The following is a 19,020-nucleotide window of genomic DNA, read 5'->3' on the forward strand; positions in this document are numbered from 1 at the left end:
TGTCCTCCACATCAGGGCCAAGTGCTCCAGGTATCCGCGCAATCGAGGATCCGTCCCGAGGCGTAGCGATGGGGAGAACTTCCCGGGCAAGTGGAAAACGCCCCTGCCGGACCGGAAAAGATCCGGGACAGCAGGGGCGTCTTGGGCCAAGGATTCAGTTGCCTTCGTAGGGCGAAACCACGACATCCACGCGCTGGAACTCCTTGAGGTCCGAGTAGCCGGTAGTGGCCATCGAACGGCGGAGGGCGCCGATGAGGTTGGACGTTCCGTCGGTGTGGTGGCCCGGGCCATGAAGGACCTCCTCCAGTGGCCCAACGGTGCCCACGTTGACGCGGTCGCCGCGGGGTGACTCGAGGTGGTGCGCCTCGGGACCCCAGTGCCAGCCACGGCCGGGAGCTTCTTCTGCCCGGGCCAGGGCACTGCCGAGCATGACGGCGTCTGCACCCATGGCGATCGCTTTGACGATGTCGCCCGAGCTGCCCATGCCGCCGTCGGCAATGACATGGACGTAGCGTCCGCCGGATTCATCCATGTAGTCGCGGCGCGCGGCGGCGACATCCGAGATAGCGGATGCCATGGGCGAGTGGATGCCCAGGGCGCGGCGGGTGGTGGTCGTGGCGCCGCCGCCGAAGCCGACCAGGACGCCGGCCGCGCCGGTCCGCATCAGGTGCAGGGCGGGGGTGTATCCGGCCGCGCCACCGACGATGACGGGAACATCGAGCTCGTAGATGAACTGCTTGAGGTTGAGTGGCTCGTGGTTCTTGGAGACGTGCTCGGCGGAGACTGTTGTGCCGCGGATGACAAAGATATCGACGCCGGCAGCCACCACGGTCTTGTAGTGTTCCTGGGTGCGCTGCGGGGTAAGGGAACCTGCCACGGTCACGCCTGCGGCGCGGATCTCGGCCAGGCGGGAGCTGATCAGTTCCGGCTGGATGGGTGCCTGGTACAGGTCCTGCATCCGGCGGGTGACGGCGGGACTGCTGGTTTCGTCTTCCAGTCCGGCGATCTCGTCCAGGACCTTTTGCGGGTTCTCGTACCGGGTCCAGAGGCCCTCGAGATCAAGCACGCCAAGACCGCCCAAGCGGCCCAGGGCAATCGCGGTATCCGGAGACATCACCGAGTCCATGGGAGCCGCAATGACAGGCATATCGAACTTGTACGCGTCGATCTGCCAAGAGACAGAGACGTCCTTCGGGTCACGCGTCCGGCGATTCGGAACGATCGCGATGTCATCCAGGGAGTAGGCACGACGCCCACGCTTGCCACGGCCAATCTCAATCTCGTAAGTCACTGCTTGAGTTTATCCCACCGGCACCACCCTCCCGGTCTGTCCTCGGCCGTGCTACGGGGCGTTCCGCGAGGTCTCCTCCGCGCCCAGCTGGGATTCGAACATCCGGTAATAACGGCCCCGGAGTGCGACCAGCTCCTTGTGGGTGCCCTGCTCGGCGATCCGCCCATCCTCCAGCATGTAGATGATGTCCGCTTTCTCGATGGTTGCCAGGCGGTGGCTGATGGCGATGATCGTGCTGCTCCGGTCAGCGAAGAGACGGGTGAAGATGCGGTGCTCGGCCAGGGCGTCGATGGCCGAGGTGGGCTCGTCCATGACCATGAACGAAGCATCGCGGTAGAAGTTCCGGGCCATGGCCAGCCGCTGCCATTGGCCTCCGGACAGCCCGCTTCCCTTCCGGCCGCGCGGGTCTTCCATCCAGTTGCTGACATGGTTTTCCAAGCCGTTGGGCAGCTTGTTGATGAACTCCATGGCCTCGGCATCGGCCGCTGCGCGCCGGACCCGGGCGTCGTCCCGCTCCTGGGCCACGTCACCCAGGTAGATGTTCTCCGCGGCTGTGGCGAACTCGTACTTGAGGAATTCCTGGCTCAGCACAGCGAGGTGCCGGTGCCAGCTGGTGACATCGATCCCTGCGAGGTCTGCGCCATCCAGCAACACCTGGCCCGAATCCGGCCGGTACAGTCCGGCGAGGATGCGGATCAACGTGGATTTGCCGGCCCCGTTCTCGCCCACGATCGCGATGTGTTGTCCCGCGGTGATGGTCATCGAGATGCCCTTGATGACCTCGATGTCGCTGCCGGTGTAGCTGAAGCGGATGTTCCGCAGTTCAACCGTTGACGGAGCCTTGGCCAGGGGCGGTTCATGGCCTGTGGGCACCGGAAGCGCCATGAACAGCTCGTAGTCCTTGAGGTTGGCGAGGTCCTCGTCAATGGAGCTGAGGGAGGACACGAGGTTGTTGGCGGTGGACAACGCCCTGCTGACGATCTGCTGGACGTATAGGAACTGGCCTACGGGCTGGGCCCGCGCAATGATCTGGCCCACGACCCAGATCAGCGATACTACCTCGGCGCCGTATTGCAGGGCGTCTGCTGCTAGTTGCTTGGGAATGTAGCGCTTTTGGAAGTCAAGCCGCCGCCGTTCATCGGCATCCCGGAGCCGGGAGCGCAGGTCCATGAGGTAGCCGACGATTCCGTAGAGGCGCATCTCGGCGATGTGTTGGGGGCGGAGGAGGTTCTGCTCGATCATCCGCCGTTGGCGGCGCGAATCCACCTGCGTGTTCCAGTGGGCGATCTGTTCCCTGGAAAGCTTGAACTGCAGGTAGACGCTGGGGACAATCGCAATGAGCACAATGACCGCGATCCACCAGCTGACCAACAGCAGTGCACCCACGGCGAGGACGACCGAGACGAGTTGCGTGAAGATGGCGGCGATCCGGTCCAGGACCCGGGCGTAGGAGTCGGAAAACCGCTTGGCGCGGTCGTAGAGGTCCACCGTTTCCTTGTCGTCATAGCGCCAGAACTCCAGGGCCAGGAACCTCTGGTACATCATGTCGCCCACGATCGCGCCGACTTTGAAGCTCATGAGCTGCTGGATGTAGCGGTCCACGCTGGTAAACCCACCCCAAAAGAGCCCTAAAGCGGCCGTGATGACCACGTACAGGATGGCGCGGGGACCGGCCCCTGGGTCTCCCGCGTAGCCGGCGGCAAGTTCCGTGGTGGTCAGGGCCGCAAAGTAGGTGGTCACCAGCGGAAGGGTGGCCGAAATCAGGGAACCGGCCACCTTCATGATGACTGCCGCGGGCGAGGCCTTGAAACTCACCTTGAGGACCTGCCCGACGGCGCGTGCATACGGGCGGAGCGCCAGCTTGCGGGGCGGTGCCTTGGTCACCCGGGCTGACTCGGGGTGCCGCGGCTGGGCTGGCTTTTCGGACATGTCCCCAGCCTATTCCCCGGCACCGACATTATGGCCTGCGCAGGTTGAGGAGTGCGGGGCGCAGAAAAAAGCAGACGGCCCGTGGACATGCCACGGACCGTCTGCCGGAAAACGTCAGCGCGAGTTGTAGTTGGGCGCTTCGACCGTCATCTGGATGTCGTGCGGATGCGATTCCTTGAGCCCGGCCGGGGTGATGCGGACGAACTTGCCGCGTGCCTTGAGCTCACCGATGGTGGGTGCGCCCGTGTAGAACATGGTCTGGCGGAGGCCGCCCACCAGCTGGTAGGCCACGGAGGCCAGCGGGCCGCGGTAGGCCACCCGGCCTTCGATGCCCTCGGGGATGAGCTTGTCATCACCGGACACGTCGGCCTGGAAGTAACGGTCCTTGGAATAGGACGTGTTCTTGCCACGGGACTGCATGGCGCCCAGGGATCCCATGCCGCGGTAGCTCTTGAACTGTTTGCCGTTGACGAAGATCAGGTCGCCCGGGGATTCTTCGCAACCTGCCAGCAGGGAGCCAAGCATCACGGTATCCGCGCCTGCCACCAGCGCCTTGCCGATGTCGCCCGAGTACTGCAGGCCGCCGTCGGCGATCAGCGGGACGCCGGCCGGAATGGCAGCCTTGGCGGATTCGTAGATGGCCGTGATCTGCGGAACGCCCACACCGGCCACCACGCGGGTGGTGCAGATGGAACCAGGTCCGACGCCCACCTTGATGCCGTCGGCGCCGGCGTCGATCAACGCCTGTGCACCCTCGCGGGTGGCGGCCTGGCCGCCGATGATGTCCACGTGGGCAGCCACGGGATCGGACTTAAGGCGGGAGATCATGTCCAGCACACCCTGCGAGTGGCCGTTGGCGGTGTCGACGAACAGGGCATCCACGCCGGCGTCGATCAGCTTCATGGCGCGTTCCCAGCCGTCACCGAAGAAGCCGATGGCAGCACCGACGCGCAGGCGGCCTTCCTCGTCCTTGGTGGCCAGCGGGTACTGCTCAGCCTTGGTGAAGTCCTTGGTGGTGATCAGGCCCTTGAGGCGGCCCTGGTCATCCACCAGCGGGAGCTTCTCGATCTTGTTGGTGGCCAGCTTGTGCGAGGCTTCTTCGCGGCTGATGCCCACGTGGCCGGTAACCAGCGGCATTTTGGTCATGGCATCGCTGACCCGGCGGGTTGGGAACTCCGACTCCGGAATGAAGCGGGTGTCGCGGTTGGTGACGATACCCAGCAGGCGGCCATCGGGATCCACCACAGGAAGCCCGGATACGCGGTAGCGGGAACACAGCTCGTCGAGTTCCTGCAGCGTGGCTTCCGGGTTGATCGTCAGCGGGTTGGTGATCATGCCCGATTCGCTGCGCTTGACGCGGTCCACGTGCTCGGCCTGGTCGTCAATGGAAAGGTTGCGGTGCACCACGCCCAAGCCACCCTGTCGTGCCATGGCGATGGCCATGCGGGACTCGGTGACGGTATCCATGGCCGCGGACAGCAGCGGGGTCTGGACCGTGATGCGCTTGGAGATGCGGGAAGAAGTGTCGGCTTCCGACGGAATAACGTCCGTGTGGCCGGGAAGCAGCAGGACGTCGTCGTAGGTCAGGCCTACGAAGCCAAAGGGATCGTGTTCGGGCTGGGTCATGAGTGCGCCTCTTACCTGGGTTTTGCGGGCTGTAGCTGGTAGGGGTTGCAACTGATGACCAGCCCGTCATTACGGGACTGGCCTGTGCAGGTGTTGGATAAATACTAGAACCTTCACGCCCGTCGCCATATTCCGCGCCCCCTGAGTGTGAGCAACAGCACTGGCGGCAGGCCGCCGTCGTACCTCACGTACCCGGGCCGCCCGTCCGGAAGGTGCCGCCTCCTAGCGGCCGGCCCAGCCGGTGGCTGCCAGCAGCCGCTCCTCAAACATGGGAATCATGCTCTGCACGTACGTCTTGGTGAGGTGGTTGTCGTCCTTGTAGACATAGACGTTGCCCACTACTGCGGGGCAGGTTCCCTGCCCGCAGATAAAGTCGCTCATGTCCATCAGGTGCAGGCGGTCAACCTTGCCCACGTAATCGTCAAGCGGTGATGAAGCCGCGAGGGATTCTTCCAGCGGGGCGTTGCAGTCGGGCGATTCGGCGCCCTTCTTCTGGACGCATTCAGGCATGTTGATGGTGAAGCGGGGGTTGTCCCGGATGCCTACCACGTCGATTCCGGCGTCCGTGAAGGGTTTGATGCCTTCCAGGTAGCCGGGAACCTCGGTCTCAAAGGGCGCCGAAACATGCGTCAGGGACGCGACCGTAAAGACGGCATCGGGTTTATGCTCCATGACGTACGCGGCACTTGCCTTGTTGAATTCGTTGCATTCGTCATTGCGTTCGGCAGACTCCGCACCAAAGCGGCAGCTGCCCTTGAGCAGGGTCACCACTTCCCAGCCGTGTGCCTTGGCAATCGGCCCCAGGGCCGCCATGTACTGCTGGGCGTGCGAATCCCCCAGGACCACGATCTCCTTGGTGACCGTCTCAGGCTCCTCGTTCTGCAGGCAGCCCTGCAGCAAAGGATCGGTCGGTACGTTGTCGCCGGTACACAGGCCGTCGATGTCAGCCCACTCATCGTTCATCGCAGCGGGCGCGGGAATGATCATGGCTTCCGGGGTGGGCTGGCCCGCGTATTCCGGTGCCAACGCTGCAGCACCCGGGGTCAGCTCCCGCGGCTGTTCGGCAATCGCCGCACCTTCGGCCGCAATGGCGCCCTGCCAGGCGGTGACCGGCAGAGCCAGCAGCGCGCCGCAGGAAGCAATCACGACGGCGGCACGCCAGGACCGGACGTCCGGCCACTCCCAGCGGCGCAGCGGCTGTTCGACGAAGCGGGTAGTGGCGACGGCCAGCGCCAGGGACACCGCCATGATGCCGAGGCCCTGGAGGAGGTTCGGAGCACTGGTCTCCGTCACCAGGAGGAAGAACACCAGGACAGGCCAGTGCCACAGGTAGAGCGCGTAGGAGTTGTTTCCCACGGCAACCAGCGGCCTGGAGCCCAACAGGCGGTCGACGCCGAACCTGCTGCCGCTCTGTCCGGCGACGATCACAGCCGCGGCGGCAAGGGTTGGCCACAGCGCCACGAAGCCAGGGAACGAGCGGTCCACGGTGAGCAGCAGTCCGCAGGCGAGCATGGCGGCAATGCCTGTCCAGCCGAGGACGACGCGGAGGATACGGCCCGGCCTGAGGTAGGGCAGCACCAGCGCCAGGAGGGAACCGAGCGCAAACTCCCACAGCCGCGTGCGGGTGTCGAAGTAGGCGAACTCCTGGTTGCTGGCCGTTTGTTCAATCGAATAGGCCAGGGAGACCACAAAAACCAGCGCGAAAACCGCTGTGAGCATTGCACGGTGGCTGACAGCCCGGCTGCGGGGGAACCACCGCCGCAGCAACGGCTGGAGCGCTGCCACCGCGGCGAACACCAACGGCCACAGGATGAACACCTGCCCTTGGACGGACAGCGACCAGAAGTGCTGCAAGGGGCTGGCCCCCGAATGGTCCTGCGCGTAGTAATCCACGGCCGACTCCGCCAACTGCCAGTTCTGCCGGTAGAACAGCGACGCCCACGCCTCGGCCAGAACGTCGGGCCACCGGCTCTGCGGGATGAAGGCCCACGTGGCGGTCAGGACCGCCAGGAGGACCACGACGACGGCGGGCAGCAGCCGCTTGAAAACGTGCAGCCAGTGCCGCAACAGTTTGAGCGGTTTGCCGTCTTCGAGCTTCCGCGTGAAGGAGAGCGTCAGCAGGAAGGCCGAGATCAGCAGGAAGACATCCACTCCCCCGGAAACCCGGCCGAGCCAGATGTGGTAGGCCGCCACCATGAGCACTGCCAGGGCCCGCAGGCCCTGCACCTCGGGACGGAAACTGCGTGCGGGCTTCATCGGGCCCACCCCGTCGCGGCAAACCACCTCTCGGCAAACATGTCCCCCATGCTGGTGACGTAAGTCCGGGACAGGTGGTTGTCGTCCAGGTAGACGAACATGTTGCCCACGACGCTGGGGCACTGGACGCCGTTGCAGAGCAGGTCCGTCATGTCCAGGAATGCTGCGTTCCCGAACATGCCCTGCACCGCTGCGAACGGGCTTTCTGCTGCCAGCACATCCTGCTGGTCCGACTTGCAGTCGGCGCTGTCCACGCCCTTGGCCAAGGCGCATTCGGTGACGTTGTAGTCATACCGCGGATTGTCCCGGATGGCCACCACCTGGATGCCGAGGTCATTGAAGTTGGTCACGGTTTGTTCGAAGCCGTAGACCAGCTGTTCATCGGGCGACGACGGCGATGCCTGGGTGCCGACCATGAACACGGCATCCGGGCTTTGGGCGGAAACGTACTTGGCGGCCTCCGCATTGAAATCGTTGCAGCCCTCGTCGGCGTCGGCGTTGTCCGGCATGAAATGGCATCCGCCCAAAAGGAGGGCGGTCACTTTCCAGCGCTGGGCCTCGGCGAGGGGTCCCAGCGCGGCGAGCCACTGCTGTGAGTGGGAGTCGCCCAGCACCACGATGTCCTTGACCGATTCTTCGTCCGGAACGCTGTTCTGCTGGCAATTCTCCTGCAGGATCTTCTCGTCGGGCCTGGCGTCTGCCTCGCACGGGCCCGAAAGCCGGGCCCAGTCTTCGGGGAGCTGTTCGGCCGTGGGCAGGGTCTTGGCGTCAGCGCTGACAAGATCCACGTACCCGGGCAGGAGGGCGTGGGCGCCGGGGTTGTCGTTGAAAGCCTGGGTGGCGGCCGCTTTCTGGTCCAGATACTGCTTGTACTGGAAGCCAAGGAGGGGTGTGCACGCCACGGCCAGGCATACGGCAATGGCGACGGCGGCACGGCGGCGCTTCACTTCAGGCCACGCCCACTCGCGGAACGGCTTCTCCACATACTTGGTGGTCAGGAAGGCCAGAACCAGGGACAGTGCAATGATCACTGTTCCGGACAACCAACCGGCGTGGTCCTTGCCGCTCCAAGCCAGGGCAATGACCAGGATCGGCCAGTGCCAGAGATAGAGCGCGTAGGAGTTGTCGCCCAGGCGGACCAGGAACCGGGAGCTCAGGATGCGGTCCACGCCGAAGCGGCTGCCGGTCTGCCCGGCGGCGATGACGGCAACGGCCGCCAGGGTCGGCCACAGTGCAACGAATCCCGGAAAGGCGGTCTGGACCTGGAGGAGGATGCCGCAGCTCAGCATGGCCACGACGCCCACCCAGCCCATCACCACGCGAACGGGCCTTGAGAAGTTCAGCGCAGGGAGAATCAGGGCCACCAAGGAGCCCAACGCGAATTCCCAGAGCCGGGCGAATGTATCGAAGTACGCCACAGCCTGGTTGGTTGCCGTGAAAATGACGGAATACGCCAGCGACGCCACAAAAATCAGGGCGAAGACGTAGGCGAGGGAAGCCCGGTACCGTAGATCGAATTTCCGGCAGACCACTGCCATGACGGCAAAGATCACAGGCCAAAGGATGAACACCTGGCCTTGGATGGACAACGACCAGAAGTGCTGGAGGGGGCTGGCGAGGCTGTGGTCCGTGGCGTAGTAATTGACCGCCAGCGTCTGGAGGAGCCAGTTTTCAAAGTAGAACAGGGACGCCCAGGCCTGGTGGACCACTTCCACCCACCGGGTGGGAGGAAGGAAGGCAAAAGTTGCCGCCATGGTCCCAAGAAGGACCACCACTACCCCTGGCAGCAAGCGCCTGAACAGATGCAGCCAGTGCCGCAGCAGGTCCATGGAGCGCCGTTGCTTATAGCGTCCGGTGAACTGCAGGGTCATGAGGAATGCGGAGATCAGGAGGAAAACGTCCACGCCCCCGGACACCCGCCCGATCCAGACGTGGTAAGTGACCACCATGAGCACGGCAAGCGACCGCAAACCCTGGATTTCGGGGCGGAACTTTGACTTGGCAACGGGTCCTGAAGCCCGCCTGGTTGGCCGGGCGGGCGTGGGGATCGTTGGCATAGTCACGTTAGGCGGTTCCTCATAAGGCTCATTACAAAGCATCCATCATATGCGGTTTCGAGCATGCGACCCAGTCAAAAGTACCGTTTTCGCCGCTGTCCAGGGTTCAATCAGCCCATACCGGGTTGTGAATTTCCCTGCGCGGACCTGTGTGCGGGCTGTGGCCGGGCGCCTGTCGCGGGACGTCCCCTCCCCTGTTCAGATGTGCGTCGCCACGTTACGTCCCTGCAGGCCACAGGGCGATTAAGCGCGCAACCGCCGTCGGTGCTCCGATGGGCTGCCTGGAGTACCTGGGCCCGCTCCGGGAGTGGCCCGTTCAGCCGGCCGCCCCCATGGACTCGGTGTGAGGCATCACACTGCGGGAGTAATCGTGTTGGGCCCTCAAGAGATGCTCCGCCGTGTACCGTGCGTCCCGCCCGATGCCGGGCAGCGTGGCTGATGCAGCAGCAAACTGGAACTCCCGGCCGAGGACGTAAAGACCCGGGACCGGGTCAACCACTCCCCGTGGACCGATCAGGCCTTCAAGCTGCACGCCCCGGGGCAGCTTGACCCATGAGTAGTCCTCCCGGTAGCCGGTGCACCAGATGACGTTGGCGATGTCCAGGACGCGCCCGTCCGCCAGCACCGGCCGCCCATGGTGTGTCCCCGCTACACGGGGCAAGACGTTGACGCCGGCTGCACGAAGTTCCTTGGTTCGGGTCCGGATCAAGGGCGTGGCCATGGAGTGGAAGGCTGCAGCGGCCTTCCTGCCAACGGGATTATCCACGGTCAGGACGTACATCCCCAGGAACCGTATGACAGGCAGCACGGTGCGGGCAGCGAACCGTCCGTGACGCACCGGAATCTCACCGCCGGGCTTCCCTGCCGCCGACGTGGGGTGCGTACGGCTTGCCTCCAGGGCAATTTCCGCCCCGGAATTTCCGAGCCCCACCACCAGCACCCCACCCGGCTGGAGTTGTCCCGGGTTCCTGTAATCGACCGAATGGAAGTGGCGGATTCCCTTGTGGAGGGCGTCCGCGAACTCCGGACGCCGGGGGATCCCGTACCCGCCGGTGGCAATCACCACGTTCCGGGCATGCCACGTACGGCTACCCGAGCGCACCGTGAAACGGGACCCGTGCGGCCCGGTCCCCGCAGGGTTTTCCATCTTTTCAATCCCCTCTACCCGGGTGCGGTGCTCAACGGGAAGATTGAAGGTCCGGGCGTACTTTTCGAGGTAGTCCGCCAGCTCGTCCTTGGAAGGGAAGGCCACCCGGTCCCCGGGGAAGGGTGCCCCGGGCAGGCCGTCATACTTGGCCGGGGTAAAGAGGCGCAAGGAATCCCACCTCTGCCGCCAGGCGTCACCGCTCCTGGCGTGCTCGTCAAGGATCAGGAAGTCGTGGCCTGACCGCGCCAGCCAGTAGCCCAGCGCAAGCCCTGACTGCCCGCCTCCCACGATGATCGTTTCCACAGTTTTGCTATTTTCCGGTTCCATCGTCTGGTCCCTTTCGCTTCACGTGTTGATTTCCGGTACCGCAAGCACCAGGCCAGCATCAGCGCCGAAGCAACCACATAGAAGGAGTGCAACAGCCATACCGGTCCAGCCGGCAGATCGAAGACGTACAGAGAGTGAACGGCGTTCGCGACGTTGGTCAGGGCAATATTGCCCAGGCTGTAGGAGGCCAGGTCCTTGGTGCGGACGGCCTTGGCCAGCATGGGGAGCATGCTGGCTGCGAAGAGCACCGTGGAGACGGTCCCGGCCAGCAGTGGAATGTTCATACAGCCACGCTATGGTTCCAGCCCGGGACACCGCCTCGGGAGCATGACCCATCCTTCCCGTCAGGGCATGGGTACTTATGCCCATAGCCCGGTATTGGGGCGTCAGTCCAGCAACCGGTGCTCGTAGGCGTAACTGGTGGCCGCCGCACGGGACGGCACGGACAACTTGGTCAGGATGTTGCTGACGTGATGAGCCACGGTCTTTTCGCTCAGGTAGAGCGAACGGGCGATGGCCTTGTTGGGATTGCCCCCGGCAACGAGCCGCAGGACTTCCAACTCCCTGGCGCTCAGCGGCGAGGTGCCGGAGCCAGCCGGAGATGCGCTGACCTCCAGGACGTCGCGGAGGGAAGGATGAGCGCCCAGCCCGGAGAATTCGGCCTTGGCTGCCTCGAACTCCATCGCCGCTGAATCCTGGTCGCCAAGCCCGGCGCAGGCGCGTCCTACCAAGACGCGGCAACGGGCGGCATCGAAGGGCGCCTCCAGGCCGTACCAGATCCGCCAGGCTTTCCGTGCCGCCGCCAACGTCTCGAGCGGGCGGCTTTCGGCCAGGAACACCCCGGCCTCCGCCTGCGCTGCCAAGGCGTGCTCCAACGGCCTGACGGACTCCCCCGCCCGGGTTGAGAACTCATCGGCGGCTTCCCTTGCCGCTCCGGCGTCCTTCGCAGCGAGTTCCACTTCCACCAGCGCCGGCAGCAGGCGGTACCTGTTGGCTGGATCGGCTGCGGCAACCGCGCGGCGCATCATGGCCTGCGCCTGGGAAATCCTGCCCTGGGCAACCCGCATCAGCGCCAAGCCCGGCAGCGGTTCAAACCCTGTTTCCCCGGCTTTTGCGTACGCTGCTTCGGCTGCTTCCCAATCTCCCCTGAGCCGAAGCACCTCGCCTTGCTGGTACCACGCCCCGTAGAGGGCTTCAGGATCTCCCCGGCGCGAGCGGTCCTGCGCGATGCGGGCGGCATCAAGGGCGTCGTCCCATGCACCGTGGAGGATGAACAGCTCAGCCCGGTGGTTCTGGCATTGGCCACTGAACATCACCATATCCGGGCGGTCCCCGCACCAGCGCTCCAGCGACGTGGTCCATTCCCGGGCCCGGCGCACATCGTAGGCAAGCCGGCAACTGCCGATCACTGCACAGTAAATGATCCCGGTGGGAATCGGGGATATCCCGCCCGCGGTGACAGACAACATCACCCCATCCAGGAGCTGCAGCCCCTCGTCGGGAAAACCCAGCGTCAACCGGGCCGTGCCCAGGCCAAGCTGCCCCAAGGCCATGAGGTCCCGGTCCTGGAAACGCCGTCCAATACCCAAGGCGCGGGTAAAGAGTTCCTCGCTCTTCGCCGGGCTCCCGTGGTAGAGCGCCCCGAGCGCCGACGGAATCAGGAGGTAACCCTCCGCCGGGCCGGCACCGTTCATTGACTCGACCAGTTGCGTGGCCCTGGACATCCACGCTGAACCGTGGGAACTCTCGCCGATGTCCATCAGGTAGAGGACCATCCAGGCGGCGCATCTCGCGGCCCCCGGTACATCCCCCATGGCCAGGAAGTCATCATGTGCCCGGGTCAGGTATTCCTCCCCCTGGGAGTCCTTGCCCAGCAGCATGGCCACCGATGCCAACGTTTCGAGGTCCTCGGCAGGAAGGCCGCCCTCTGCGTCCGCCCGGGCGAGGCACTCCAAGGCCTCGCTCCAGCGGTGTTCCGAATACGCTGAGCGGCCCTGGTCCAAGGCTGTGGCCGGTACTGACATGACTCACCCCGCGGCCTCAAGCAGCCGGGGTTGGCCCGCCCAAGCCGCCGTATAAGCGTCAGGGTACCGCCGCCGTCGGACGCTCACAATAGCGGCAGCGCACCCGGGTGAAGGCAGCAAGAAGCCCCGGCCACGCGCACGTGACCGGGGCTCTTTGATGCAGTCAGCTTAGTGCTGGTGACCTGCGTGTGCGTCTTCTTCCTCGGCCGGCTTCTCGGCAACCAGGGTCTCGGTGGTGAGGACCAGGGCTGCAATGGAAGCGGCGTTGCGGAGTGCGGAGCGGGTGACCTTGACGGGGTCGATCACGCCTGCGGCGATCAGGTCCTCGTACTCGCCGGACTTGGCGTTGAAGCCGTGGTTGGCCTCAAGGTCGGACACGCGGGAAACAACCACGAAACCGTCGAAGCCGGCGTTCTGGGCGATCCAGCGAAGGGGCTGGACCAGAGCGCGGCGCACGATGCCGACAGCGGCAGCTGCGTCACCTTCCAGTGCCTTGACCTCCGGGGACTCATCCAGTGCCTTCAGGGCGTGGACGAGGGCGGAGCCGCCACCGGAGACGATGCCTTCTTCGAGGGCAGCACGCGTGGAGGACACAGCGTCCTCGATGCGGTGCTTCTTTTCCTTGAGCTCAACCTCGGTGGCTGCGCCAACCTTGATCACGCCGATGCCGCCGGCCAGCTTGGCCAGGCGTTCCTGCAGCTTCTCGCGGTCCCAGTCGGAGTCGGTGCGGGCGAGCTCTGCGCGGAGCTGTGCAACGCGGTCGGCCACGTCCTGCTCCGTGCCGGCGCCGTCAACGATGGTGGTGTTGTCCTTGGTAACCGTGATGCGGCGGGCAGTACCCAGCACCTCAAGGCCAACGGTGTCCAGGCTGAGGCCCAGGTCCGGGGAGACAACCTGCGCACCGGTGAGGGTGGCGATGTCCTGGAGCATGGCCTTGCGGCGGTCACCGAAGCCCGGTGCCTTGACGGCCACAACGTTGAGCGTTCCGCGGATACGGTTGACGATCAGCGTGGACAGGGCTTCGCCTTCAATGTCCTCGGCGATGATGAAGAGCGGCTTGGAAGCCTGGAGGGCCTTCTCCAGCAGCGGCAGGAATTCCTGCAGGGAGGAGATCTTGCCCTGGTTGATCAGGATCAGCGCGTCTTCGAGGACGGCTTCCTGGCGCTCTGCGTCCGTGACGAAGTACGGCGACAGGTAGCCCTTGTCGAACTGCATGCCCTCGGTGAGGACCAGTTCGGTCTGGGTGGTGGAGGACTCTTCGATGGTGATGACGCCATCCTTGCCCACCTTGCCGAAAGCTTCTGCAAGGAGCTCTCCAACCTCATCGCTCTGCGCGGAGATGGCGGCAACGTTGGCGACCTGGGTGCCTTCTACTTCGCGGGCGTTCTCCAGGAGGCGGGCGGCGATGGCTTCCACGGAAACCTCGATGCCGCGCTTGATCTCGCCCGGAGCTGCGCCGGCTGCGACGTTGCGGAGGCCTTCCTTGACCAGGGCCTGGGCCAGGACGGTGGCCGTGGTGGTGCCGTCACCGGCGACATCGTTGGTCTTGGTGGCTACTTCCTTGGCCAGCTGTGCGCCAAGGTTCTCGTACGGGTCGTCAAGCTCCACCTCACGGGCGATGGTCACGCCGTCATTGGTGATCGTGGGCGCGCCCCACTTCTTGTCCAGTACGACGTTGCGGCCGCGCGGGCCCAGCGTCACCTTGACAGTGTTGGCGAGCTTGTCGATACCGGCCTCAAGAGACCGGCGGGCAGCATCGTTGAATGCAAGCTGCTTTGCCATGGTTGTGTCCTTTCAAGACGGAAAACCCGCACCGCGGCGGCTCGGAGTGTTTCCAAAGTGCCTGCGGTGCGGGAATCCAGGAAGTTACTTAACGACGATCGCGAGGACGTCGCGGGCGGACAGAACGAGGTACTCGCTGCCACCGGTCTTGACTTCGGTTCCGCCGTACTTGGAGTAGATGACGACGTCGCCAACAGCTACGTCAACCGGAACGCGGTTGCCGTTGTCATCGAAGCGGCCGGGGCCGATTGCAACAACTTCGCCTTCCTGCGGCTTCTCCTGTGCGGAGTCCGGAATGACCAGGCCGGAAGCCGTGGTCTGCTCTGCTTCGAGCGGGCGAACAACAATACGATCCTCAAGAGGCTTAATCGAGACCGACACTCGGATCTCTCCTTTTCATGAGCTGATTCATGGACTAAGAACAAGGGTGCCGAGGCGTGCAACCGTCGTCGCGGTGCCGGCAGCTTACCTGGCGTGGTTAGCAGCCTCACGGGGAGAGTGCTAACACAGACTCTATGTAAGCCGTTAGCACTCGGTCAAGGCGAGTGCCAGCATTTCGTCATGGGTGAACCCGCTACTGGTCCCGGAGATCGTCCAGATCGTAATCCTCGTCATCGCCGTCCGCCGCCGCAGCCCCGCGGTTGAGGTACAGCGCAATCCCCGACGCAACTGCCACGACGCCGGAAACCACCAGGCCGATGGTCCCGCCCGTGCGGGCACCCGTATACAACTCCCGGATGTCACGGGCCTCGTCGGTGGCATCGTTGACGCTCTTGCCCGTCACCGAGTAGGCGGCGGCATTGAAGGAATCCAAGGCAAAAATGACGATGAGCAGGCCGATGCAGATCACCGCGATCACCACGCCGGCGATCAGGGCAGGACGGGCATAAGTGGAAAGGGACCGGCCGGCGGAATGTCCATCGGCTCCGGGCCGGACGGATTGGTTTCCGCCGGTGTTGTTGGTGTCGGAGGGCTGCGGAGCTGCGGTGTCTTCCATGAAATCAACCCTATCGGGCTGATCACCATCGTCCCGGTCCGGGAGGGGAAAACGTTAGGCTGGATGCCATGCCCAACGCTCCCCAGGAACACCTTGCACCTTTGCTGACTACCGAAGGATGGGAGCTCCTCGCGTCGCTCGGGCCGTACCGGGAAGCCGACGCCCTGGCCCTGAACGCGGATCTGCGCAAGGCCGGGCACTCCCCCGAACTCGTGGCGGCCGTCCTGACCCAGTCCCGCCTGCGTACCAAGGCCGAGGCGAAGTTCGGCGAGTTCGCCCACCGGATGCTCTTCACCCAGGCGGGCCTGGAACAGGCTACGCGCCTCAATGTCGCCGCGCGCCACGCCGAGCGCTTCGCCAAGGCCGGTGTCACCCATGTTGCCGACCTGGGCTGCGGGCTCGGAGCCGATTCCCTGGCCCTGGCGTCGATGGATATCTCAGTTACCGCCGTGGAGATGGATGAAACCACGGCCGCCTGTGCCACCATCAACCTCATGCCGTTCCCCCACGCAGTGGTGGTGCACGCCGACGCTGCCTCCGTTGAGCTGGATGGCGTGGACGGTATCTGGCTGGATCCCGCCCGGCGCACCACCTCCACGTCCGGCACCACCAGGATCTGGGACCCTGAGGCCTTCTCTCCCCCACTGTCGTTCGTGGAACACCTTGCCTCCACCGGACGATCCGTGGGAGTCAAGATGGGCCCGGGCATGCCGCATGATTCGGTCCCTGAGGGCTGCGAGGCCCAGTGGGTTTCGGTAAGCGGTGACGTCACGGAGGTGACCCTGTGGTTCAACGCCGTCGCCCGCCCCGGAGTACGCCGGGCCGCCCTCGTCATCGGGCCGCAGGGCGCCGCGGAGATCACCAGCGGCGAGGATTTCGACGGCGGTCCGGCAGCCGCCGTCGGGCCTGTTGAAGGTTACCTGTACGAACCGGACGGTGCGGTGATCCGCGCAGGACTGGTGGCCGACGTCGCCGAACGGCTGGGCGGGCACCTGGCGGATGAACACATCGCCTACATCTTCGCCCCGGAGCTGCACGACTCACCGTTCGCCCGCGCCTACAAAGTCATCGAGACCATGCCGTACAACGTCAAGGCGCTGAAGGCCTGGGTAAAAGCGAATGGCATCACCGTGCTGGACATCAAGAAGCGGGGAACAGCAGTCACCCCGGAGGAACTGAGGAAGCAGTTGCTGCCCGGCAAGCCCGCCGCAAAGTCCAAGGCCGGCAAAACAGCCACCCTGGTCCTCACCCGGATCGGCGAGGACAGAGTGGCAATCGTGGTGGAACCGGCAACGCACGCACAGCAGGCAGGCTAGCGCCGGGAAAACTCCGATGCCTCGCGTACCTGTTCCGCCGTGGGACGGACGCCTGTGTACAGGACGAACTGTTCCTCTGCCTGGATGGCGATCACTTCCGCGCCAGTGATGACCGGCTTGCCTGCCGACCGCGCAGCCGAAATCAGCGGAGTCTCAGCGGGCAGGGCCACGACGTCGAACACCACCTGGGCCGCGGCGATGGTCGCGTCGTTGAAGGACTGGGCGGTCTCGTCGGCGCCGGCCATTCCCAGGGGTGTCACATTGATGATGAGGTCCGCCGTGGAACCGTTGACATCGTCCTGCCAGCCGAAACCGTAGAGATCCGCGAGCGCCCTGCCCTTGGCTTCGTTGCGGGCCACGATGGTCACCGTGGTGAAACCGGCATCCCGGAGCGCCGCGGCGACGGCCTTGGCCATGCCGCCGGCTCCACGGAGGAGCACCGAGTGCGTTGAGGGGACCTGGTGGTCCGCCAGGAGCCGGGCAATGGCGATGTAGTCCGTGTTGTAGGCGGTCAGCACGCCGTGGTCGTTGACGATGGTGTTGACGGAGTCGATGGCCAGCGCCGAGGGGTCCATGACGTCCACCAGCGGGATCACGGCTTCCTTGTACGGCATGGAAACAGCTGCGCCGCGGATAGGCAGGCCACGGATGCCGGCCACTGCCATGGTGATGTCTGCGGGGGCGAATGCCTTGTAAACAAAGTTCAGGCCCAGCAAATCGTAGAGGTAGTTGTGGAACCGGGTTCCGATGTTGCTGGGCCGGGCCGCCAGCGATATGCACAGGGACATGTCTTTGTTCAGGATGGGCATGAACCCATTAAACAGCGTCCGGCAGTGCCCGGCCCGCAACGGTCAGCCCTGGCGGGCCTTCATCCGGGGGTTCTTCTTGTTGATGACGAACGTGCGGCCGCGGCGGCGGACAATCTGGGCGCCGGGGATCTTCTTCAGGGCTCGCAGCGAGTTCCGGACCTTCATGTGGTGCTCCTTTTCTTTGGTTCCATCAGTGGGGGCTTTGGAGGGCGTCGCTGAGGTCCAGCGGGTCCTCCCAGACCGCGCCGTCGCGTGCCATCTCGGCGTCGCTGAGCTGGCAGCCTTCCAGCAGGCGCCCGATTTCCGCGGGATCGACATCCTCCGAGCGTCCGGTCACCGCCAGTACGGTGCCACGGTCGCCGTACTCGGGATGCCAGTCCAGGACGGGTTCGACGCCGGGCGGCACCAGTGCGGTGCGACCCGCCTTTGAGCTTGTGGCCTGGGCGTCGGCCAGCCAGGTGCCGGTGCTCTCCAGCCAAACACGGGGGCCGATGCCTTGGACGGCGATGCGCGTAGTGGCTGCCGAGGCGATCCACAGTCGTCCCCGCATCCAGTGGCTTCCCGCCGCCAGCTTGGGCAGGGCGTCACGGAAGCGACCGGGGTGCAGCGGCCTGGGGGCTTTGTGCAGCACGGTGCGGTAGGAACCCACGGCATCGGTCAACGGCAGGCGCACGGTTCCGGGCCTGGTTCTTGCCTGGGCCTCTGCGTCATCGAAGCATCCTGGCAGGAAGTCGTCGCCGGTTCCCACGGCGGCGGCGTGCGGTGCCAGTTGTCCCAGCAGTTCCATGCCGCTGCGCCAGGCATCGGATCCGCTGCCGGCATGTCCTGTCAGCTCGGCACCGAGGCCTGCATGCATCATGACGGTATCCACTTGCCCGAACTCACCGATCAGGAACTCGCCGCTGGTCCGGTCGTCCTGCTGCATGGACGTAAAGCCTGACTCGAACAGGGTGTGGCGGTCCCAGATGTGGTCGTCCAGGTCCGCGGGATCGAGGGACAGGACGGCATTGTCGATCACAGCAGGCCTGCTGAGTCCTTGCCGCAACTCGGTCACAGCCATCCCGGAAGCCACTCCGGGCGGGAGGCCCAGGACTACGTGGTCGAAGCCGCAGGAGGCCAGGCGTTCTGCCGTAGGAACCACGTCCAGGCGCACAGTACAGCTGAGGCAGCCGTGTTCCAGCACCGTGGTTTCACGCTCGAAGAGCTTGCCGTCCCTGTAGACGCGGCGCAGGACCAGGGAACCATCGAGGAGGTCATGGAGGACGACGGCGGAGTTCGCATGCGTGTTTCCCAGCCGCGCAGCGGCGGCTTCACGGCATTGGCTGTCGAGGGAGCTGACGATGGTGAGGTGCATGCAGACAGTCTATTGCGAATCATTCGCATTATCAATTCAACCGGACTTAATGTCCGGCGCCGCCGCATGCCAGGCCGCTCCGCTGCACTAGACTTGTGCCGACCG

Annotated in this window: 15 protein-coding genes; 1 reads left to right on the forward strand and 14 read right to left on the reverse strand. The window is 64.9% G+C overall.

From position 1 onward, the window contains the following. Window positions 1-154 precede the first annotated feature (154 nt). From ACPFL9_RS14610 to ACPFL9_RS14660, 11 genes are all read right to left on the reverse strand, one after another. Window positions 155-1,291, reverse strand: a complete 1,137-nt coding sequence (locus ACPFL9_RS14610) for a GuaB3 family IMP dehydrogenase-related protein (RefSeq protein ID WP_426003554.1) — start codon at window positions 1,289-1,291, stop codon at window positions 155-157. Between the two features lie 51 nt (window positions 1,292-1,342). Then, a complete protein-coding gene (locus ACPFL9_RS14615) occupies window positions 1,343-3,220 on the reverse strand; it encodes an ABC transporter ATP-binding protein (protein ID WP_426003555.1) in 1,878 nt (625 codons plus the stop codon). A gap of 114 nt (window positions 3,221-3,334) precedes the next feature. Continuing rightward, window positions 3,335-4,846 carry an IMP dehydrogenase gene (gene guaB / locus ACPFL9_RS14620; RefSeq protein ID WP_426003556.1) on the reverse strand — a complete coding sequence of 504 codons (1,512 nt, stop codon included), beginning with the start codon at window positions 4,844-4,846 and terminating at the stop codon, window positions 3,335-3,337. A gap of 222 nt (window positions 4,847-5,068) precedes the next feature. Further along, window positions 5,069-7,102 (reverse strand): acyltransferase family protein, encoded by a 2,034-nt coding sequence (locus tag ACPFL9_RS14625; protein ID WP_426003557.1) that lies wholly within the window; start codon window positions 7,100-7,102, stop codon window positions 5,069-5,071. Further along, window positions 7,099-9,159 carry an acyltransferase family protein gene (locus ACPFL9_RS14630; RefSeq protein ID WP_426007587.1) on the reverse strand — a complete coding sequence of 687 codons (2,061 nt, stop codon included), beginning with the start codon at window positions 9,157-9,159 and terminating at the stop codon, window positions 7,099-7,101. The genes ACPFL9_RS14625 and ACPFL9_RS14630 overlap by 4 nt, the downstream gene beginning before the upstream one ends. 316 nt (window positions 9,160-9,475) lie before the next feature. Continuing rightward, on the reverse strand, window positions 9,476-10,609 hold the full coding sequence (locus ACPFL9_RS14635) for a flavin-containing monooxygenase (RefSeq protein ID WP_426003558.1): 1,134 nt from the start codon (window positions 10,607-10,609) through the stop codon (window positions 9,476-9,478). Next, window positions 10,528-10,917 carry a hypothetical protein gene (locus tag ACPFL9_RS14640; RefSeq protein WP_426003559.1) on the reverse strand — a complete coding sequence of 130 codons (390 nt, stop codon included), beginning with the start codon at window positions 10,915-10,917 and terminating at the stop codon, window positions 10,528-10,530. The genes ACPFL9_RS14635 and ACPFL9_RS14640 overlap by 82 nt, the downstream gene beginning before the upstream one ends. Window positions 10,918-11,019: 102 nt before the next feature. After that, window positions 11,020-12,657 carry a LuxR C-terminal-related transcriptional regulator gene (locus tag ACPFL9_RS14645; protein ID WP_426003560.1) on the reverse strand — a complete coding sequence of 546 codons (1,638 nt, stop codon included), beginning with the start codon at window positions 12,655-12,657 and terminating at the stop codon, window positions 11,020-11,022. 168 nt (window positions 12,658-12,825) lie between these two features. Further along, entirely contained in the window at window positions 12,826-14,439 is a 1,614-nt protein-coding gene (groL, locus tag ACPFL9_RS14650) for a chaperonin GroEL (RefSeq protein ID WP_426003562.1), read from the reverse strand. Window positions 14,440-14,523: 84 nt separating this feature from the next. Then, on the reverse strand, window positions 14,524-14,820 hold the full coding sequence (gene groES / locus ACPFL9_RS14655) for a co-chaperone GroES (protein WP_018776625.1): 297 nt from the start codon (window positions 14,818-14,820) through the stop codon (window positions 14,524-14,526). A gap of 193 nt (window positions 14,821-15,013) precedes the next feature. After that, on the reverse strand, window positions 15,014-15,436 hold the full coding sequence (locus tag ACPFL9_RS14660; protein ID WP_426003564.1) for a hypothetical protein: 423 nt from the start codon (window positions 15,434-15,436) through the stop codon (window positions 15,014-15,016). Window positions 15,437-15,504: 68 nt separating this feature from the next. Here ACPFL9_RS14660 and ACPFL9_RS14665 point away from each other — a divergent pair, with 68 nt between their 5' ends. Then, on the forward strand, window positions 15,505-16,752 hold the full coding sequence (locus ACPFL9_RS14665; protein WP_426003566.1) for a THUMP-like domain-containing protein: 1,248 nt from the start codon (window positions 15,505-15,507) through the stop codon (window positions 16,750-16,752). Here ACPFL9_RS14665 and ACPFL9_RS14670 read toward each other — a convergent pair. From ACPFL9_RS14670 to ACPFL9_RS14680, 3 genes are read right to left on the reverse strand one after another with little or no spacing between them, the layout of a single operon-like run. Next, a complete protein-coding gene (locus tag ACPFL9_RS14670) occupies window positions 16,749-17,561 on the reverse strand; it encodes a shikimate 5-dehydrogenase (protein WP_426003567.1) in 813 nt (270 codons plus the stop codon). The two genes, ACPFL9_RS14665 and ACPFL9_RS14670, sit on opposite strands and share 4 nt — an antisense overlap. 42 nt (window positions 17,562-17,603) lie before the next feature. Continuing rightward, complete coding sequence (gene ykgO / locus ACPFL9_RS14675; protein WP_011693081.1) at window positions 17,604-17,726, reverse strand: type B 50S ribosomal protein L36; 123 nt, start codon at window positions 17,724-17,726, stop codon at window positions 17,604-17,606. Between the two features lie 25 nt (window positions 17,727-17,751). Then, on the reverse strand, window positions 17,752-18,915 hold the full coding sequence (locus ACPFL9_RS14680) for a GTP-binding protein (RefSeq protein WP_426003568.1): 1,164 nt from the start codon (window positions 18,913-18,915) through the stop codon (window positions 17,752-17,754). Window positions 18,916-19,020 lie beyond the last annotated feature (105 nt).

It is taken from the genome of Paenarthrobacter sp. NyZ202, from assembly GCF_049860755.1.
Lineage (GTDB): Bacteria > Actinomycetota > Actinomycetes > Actinomycetales > Micrococcaceae > Arthrobacter.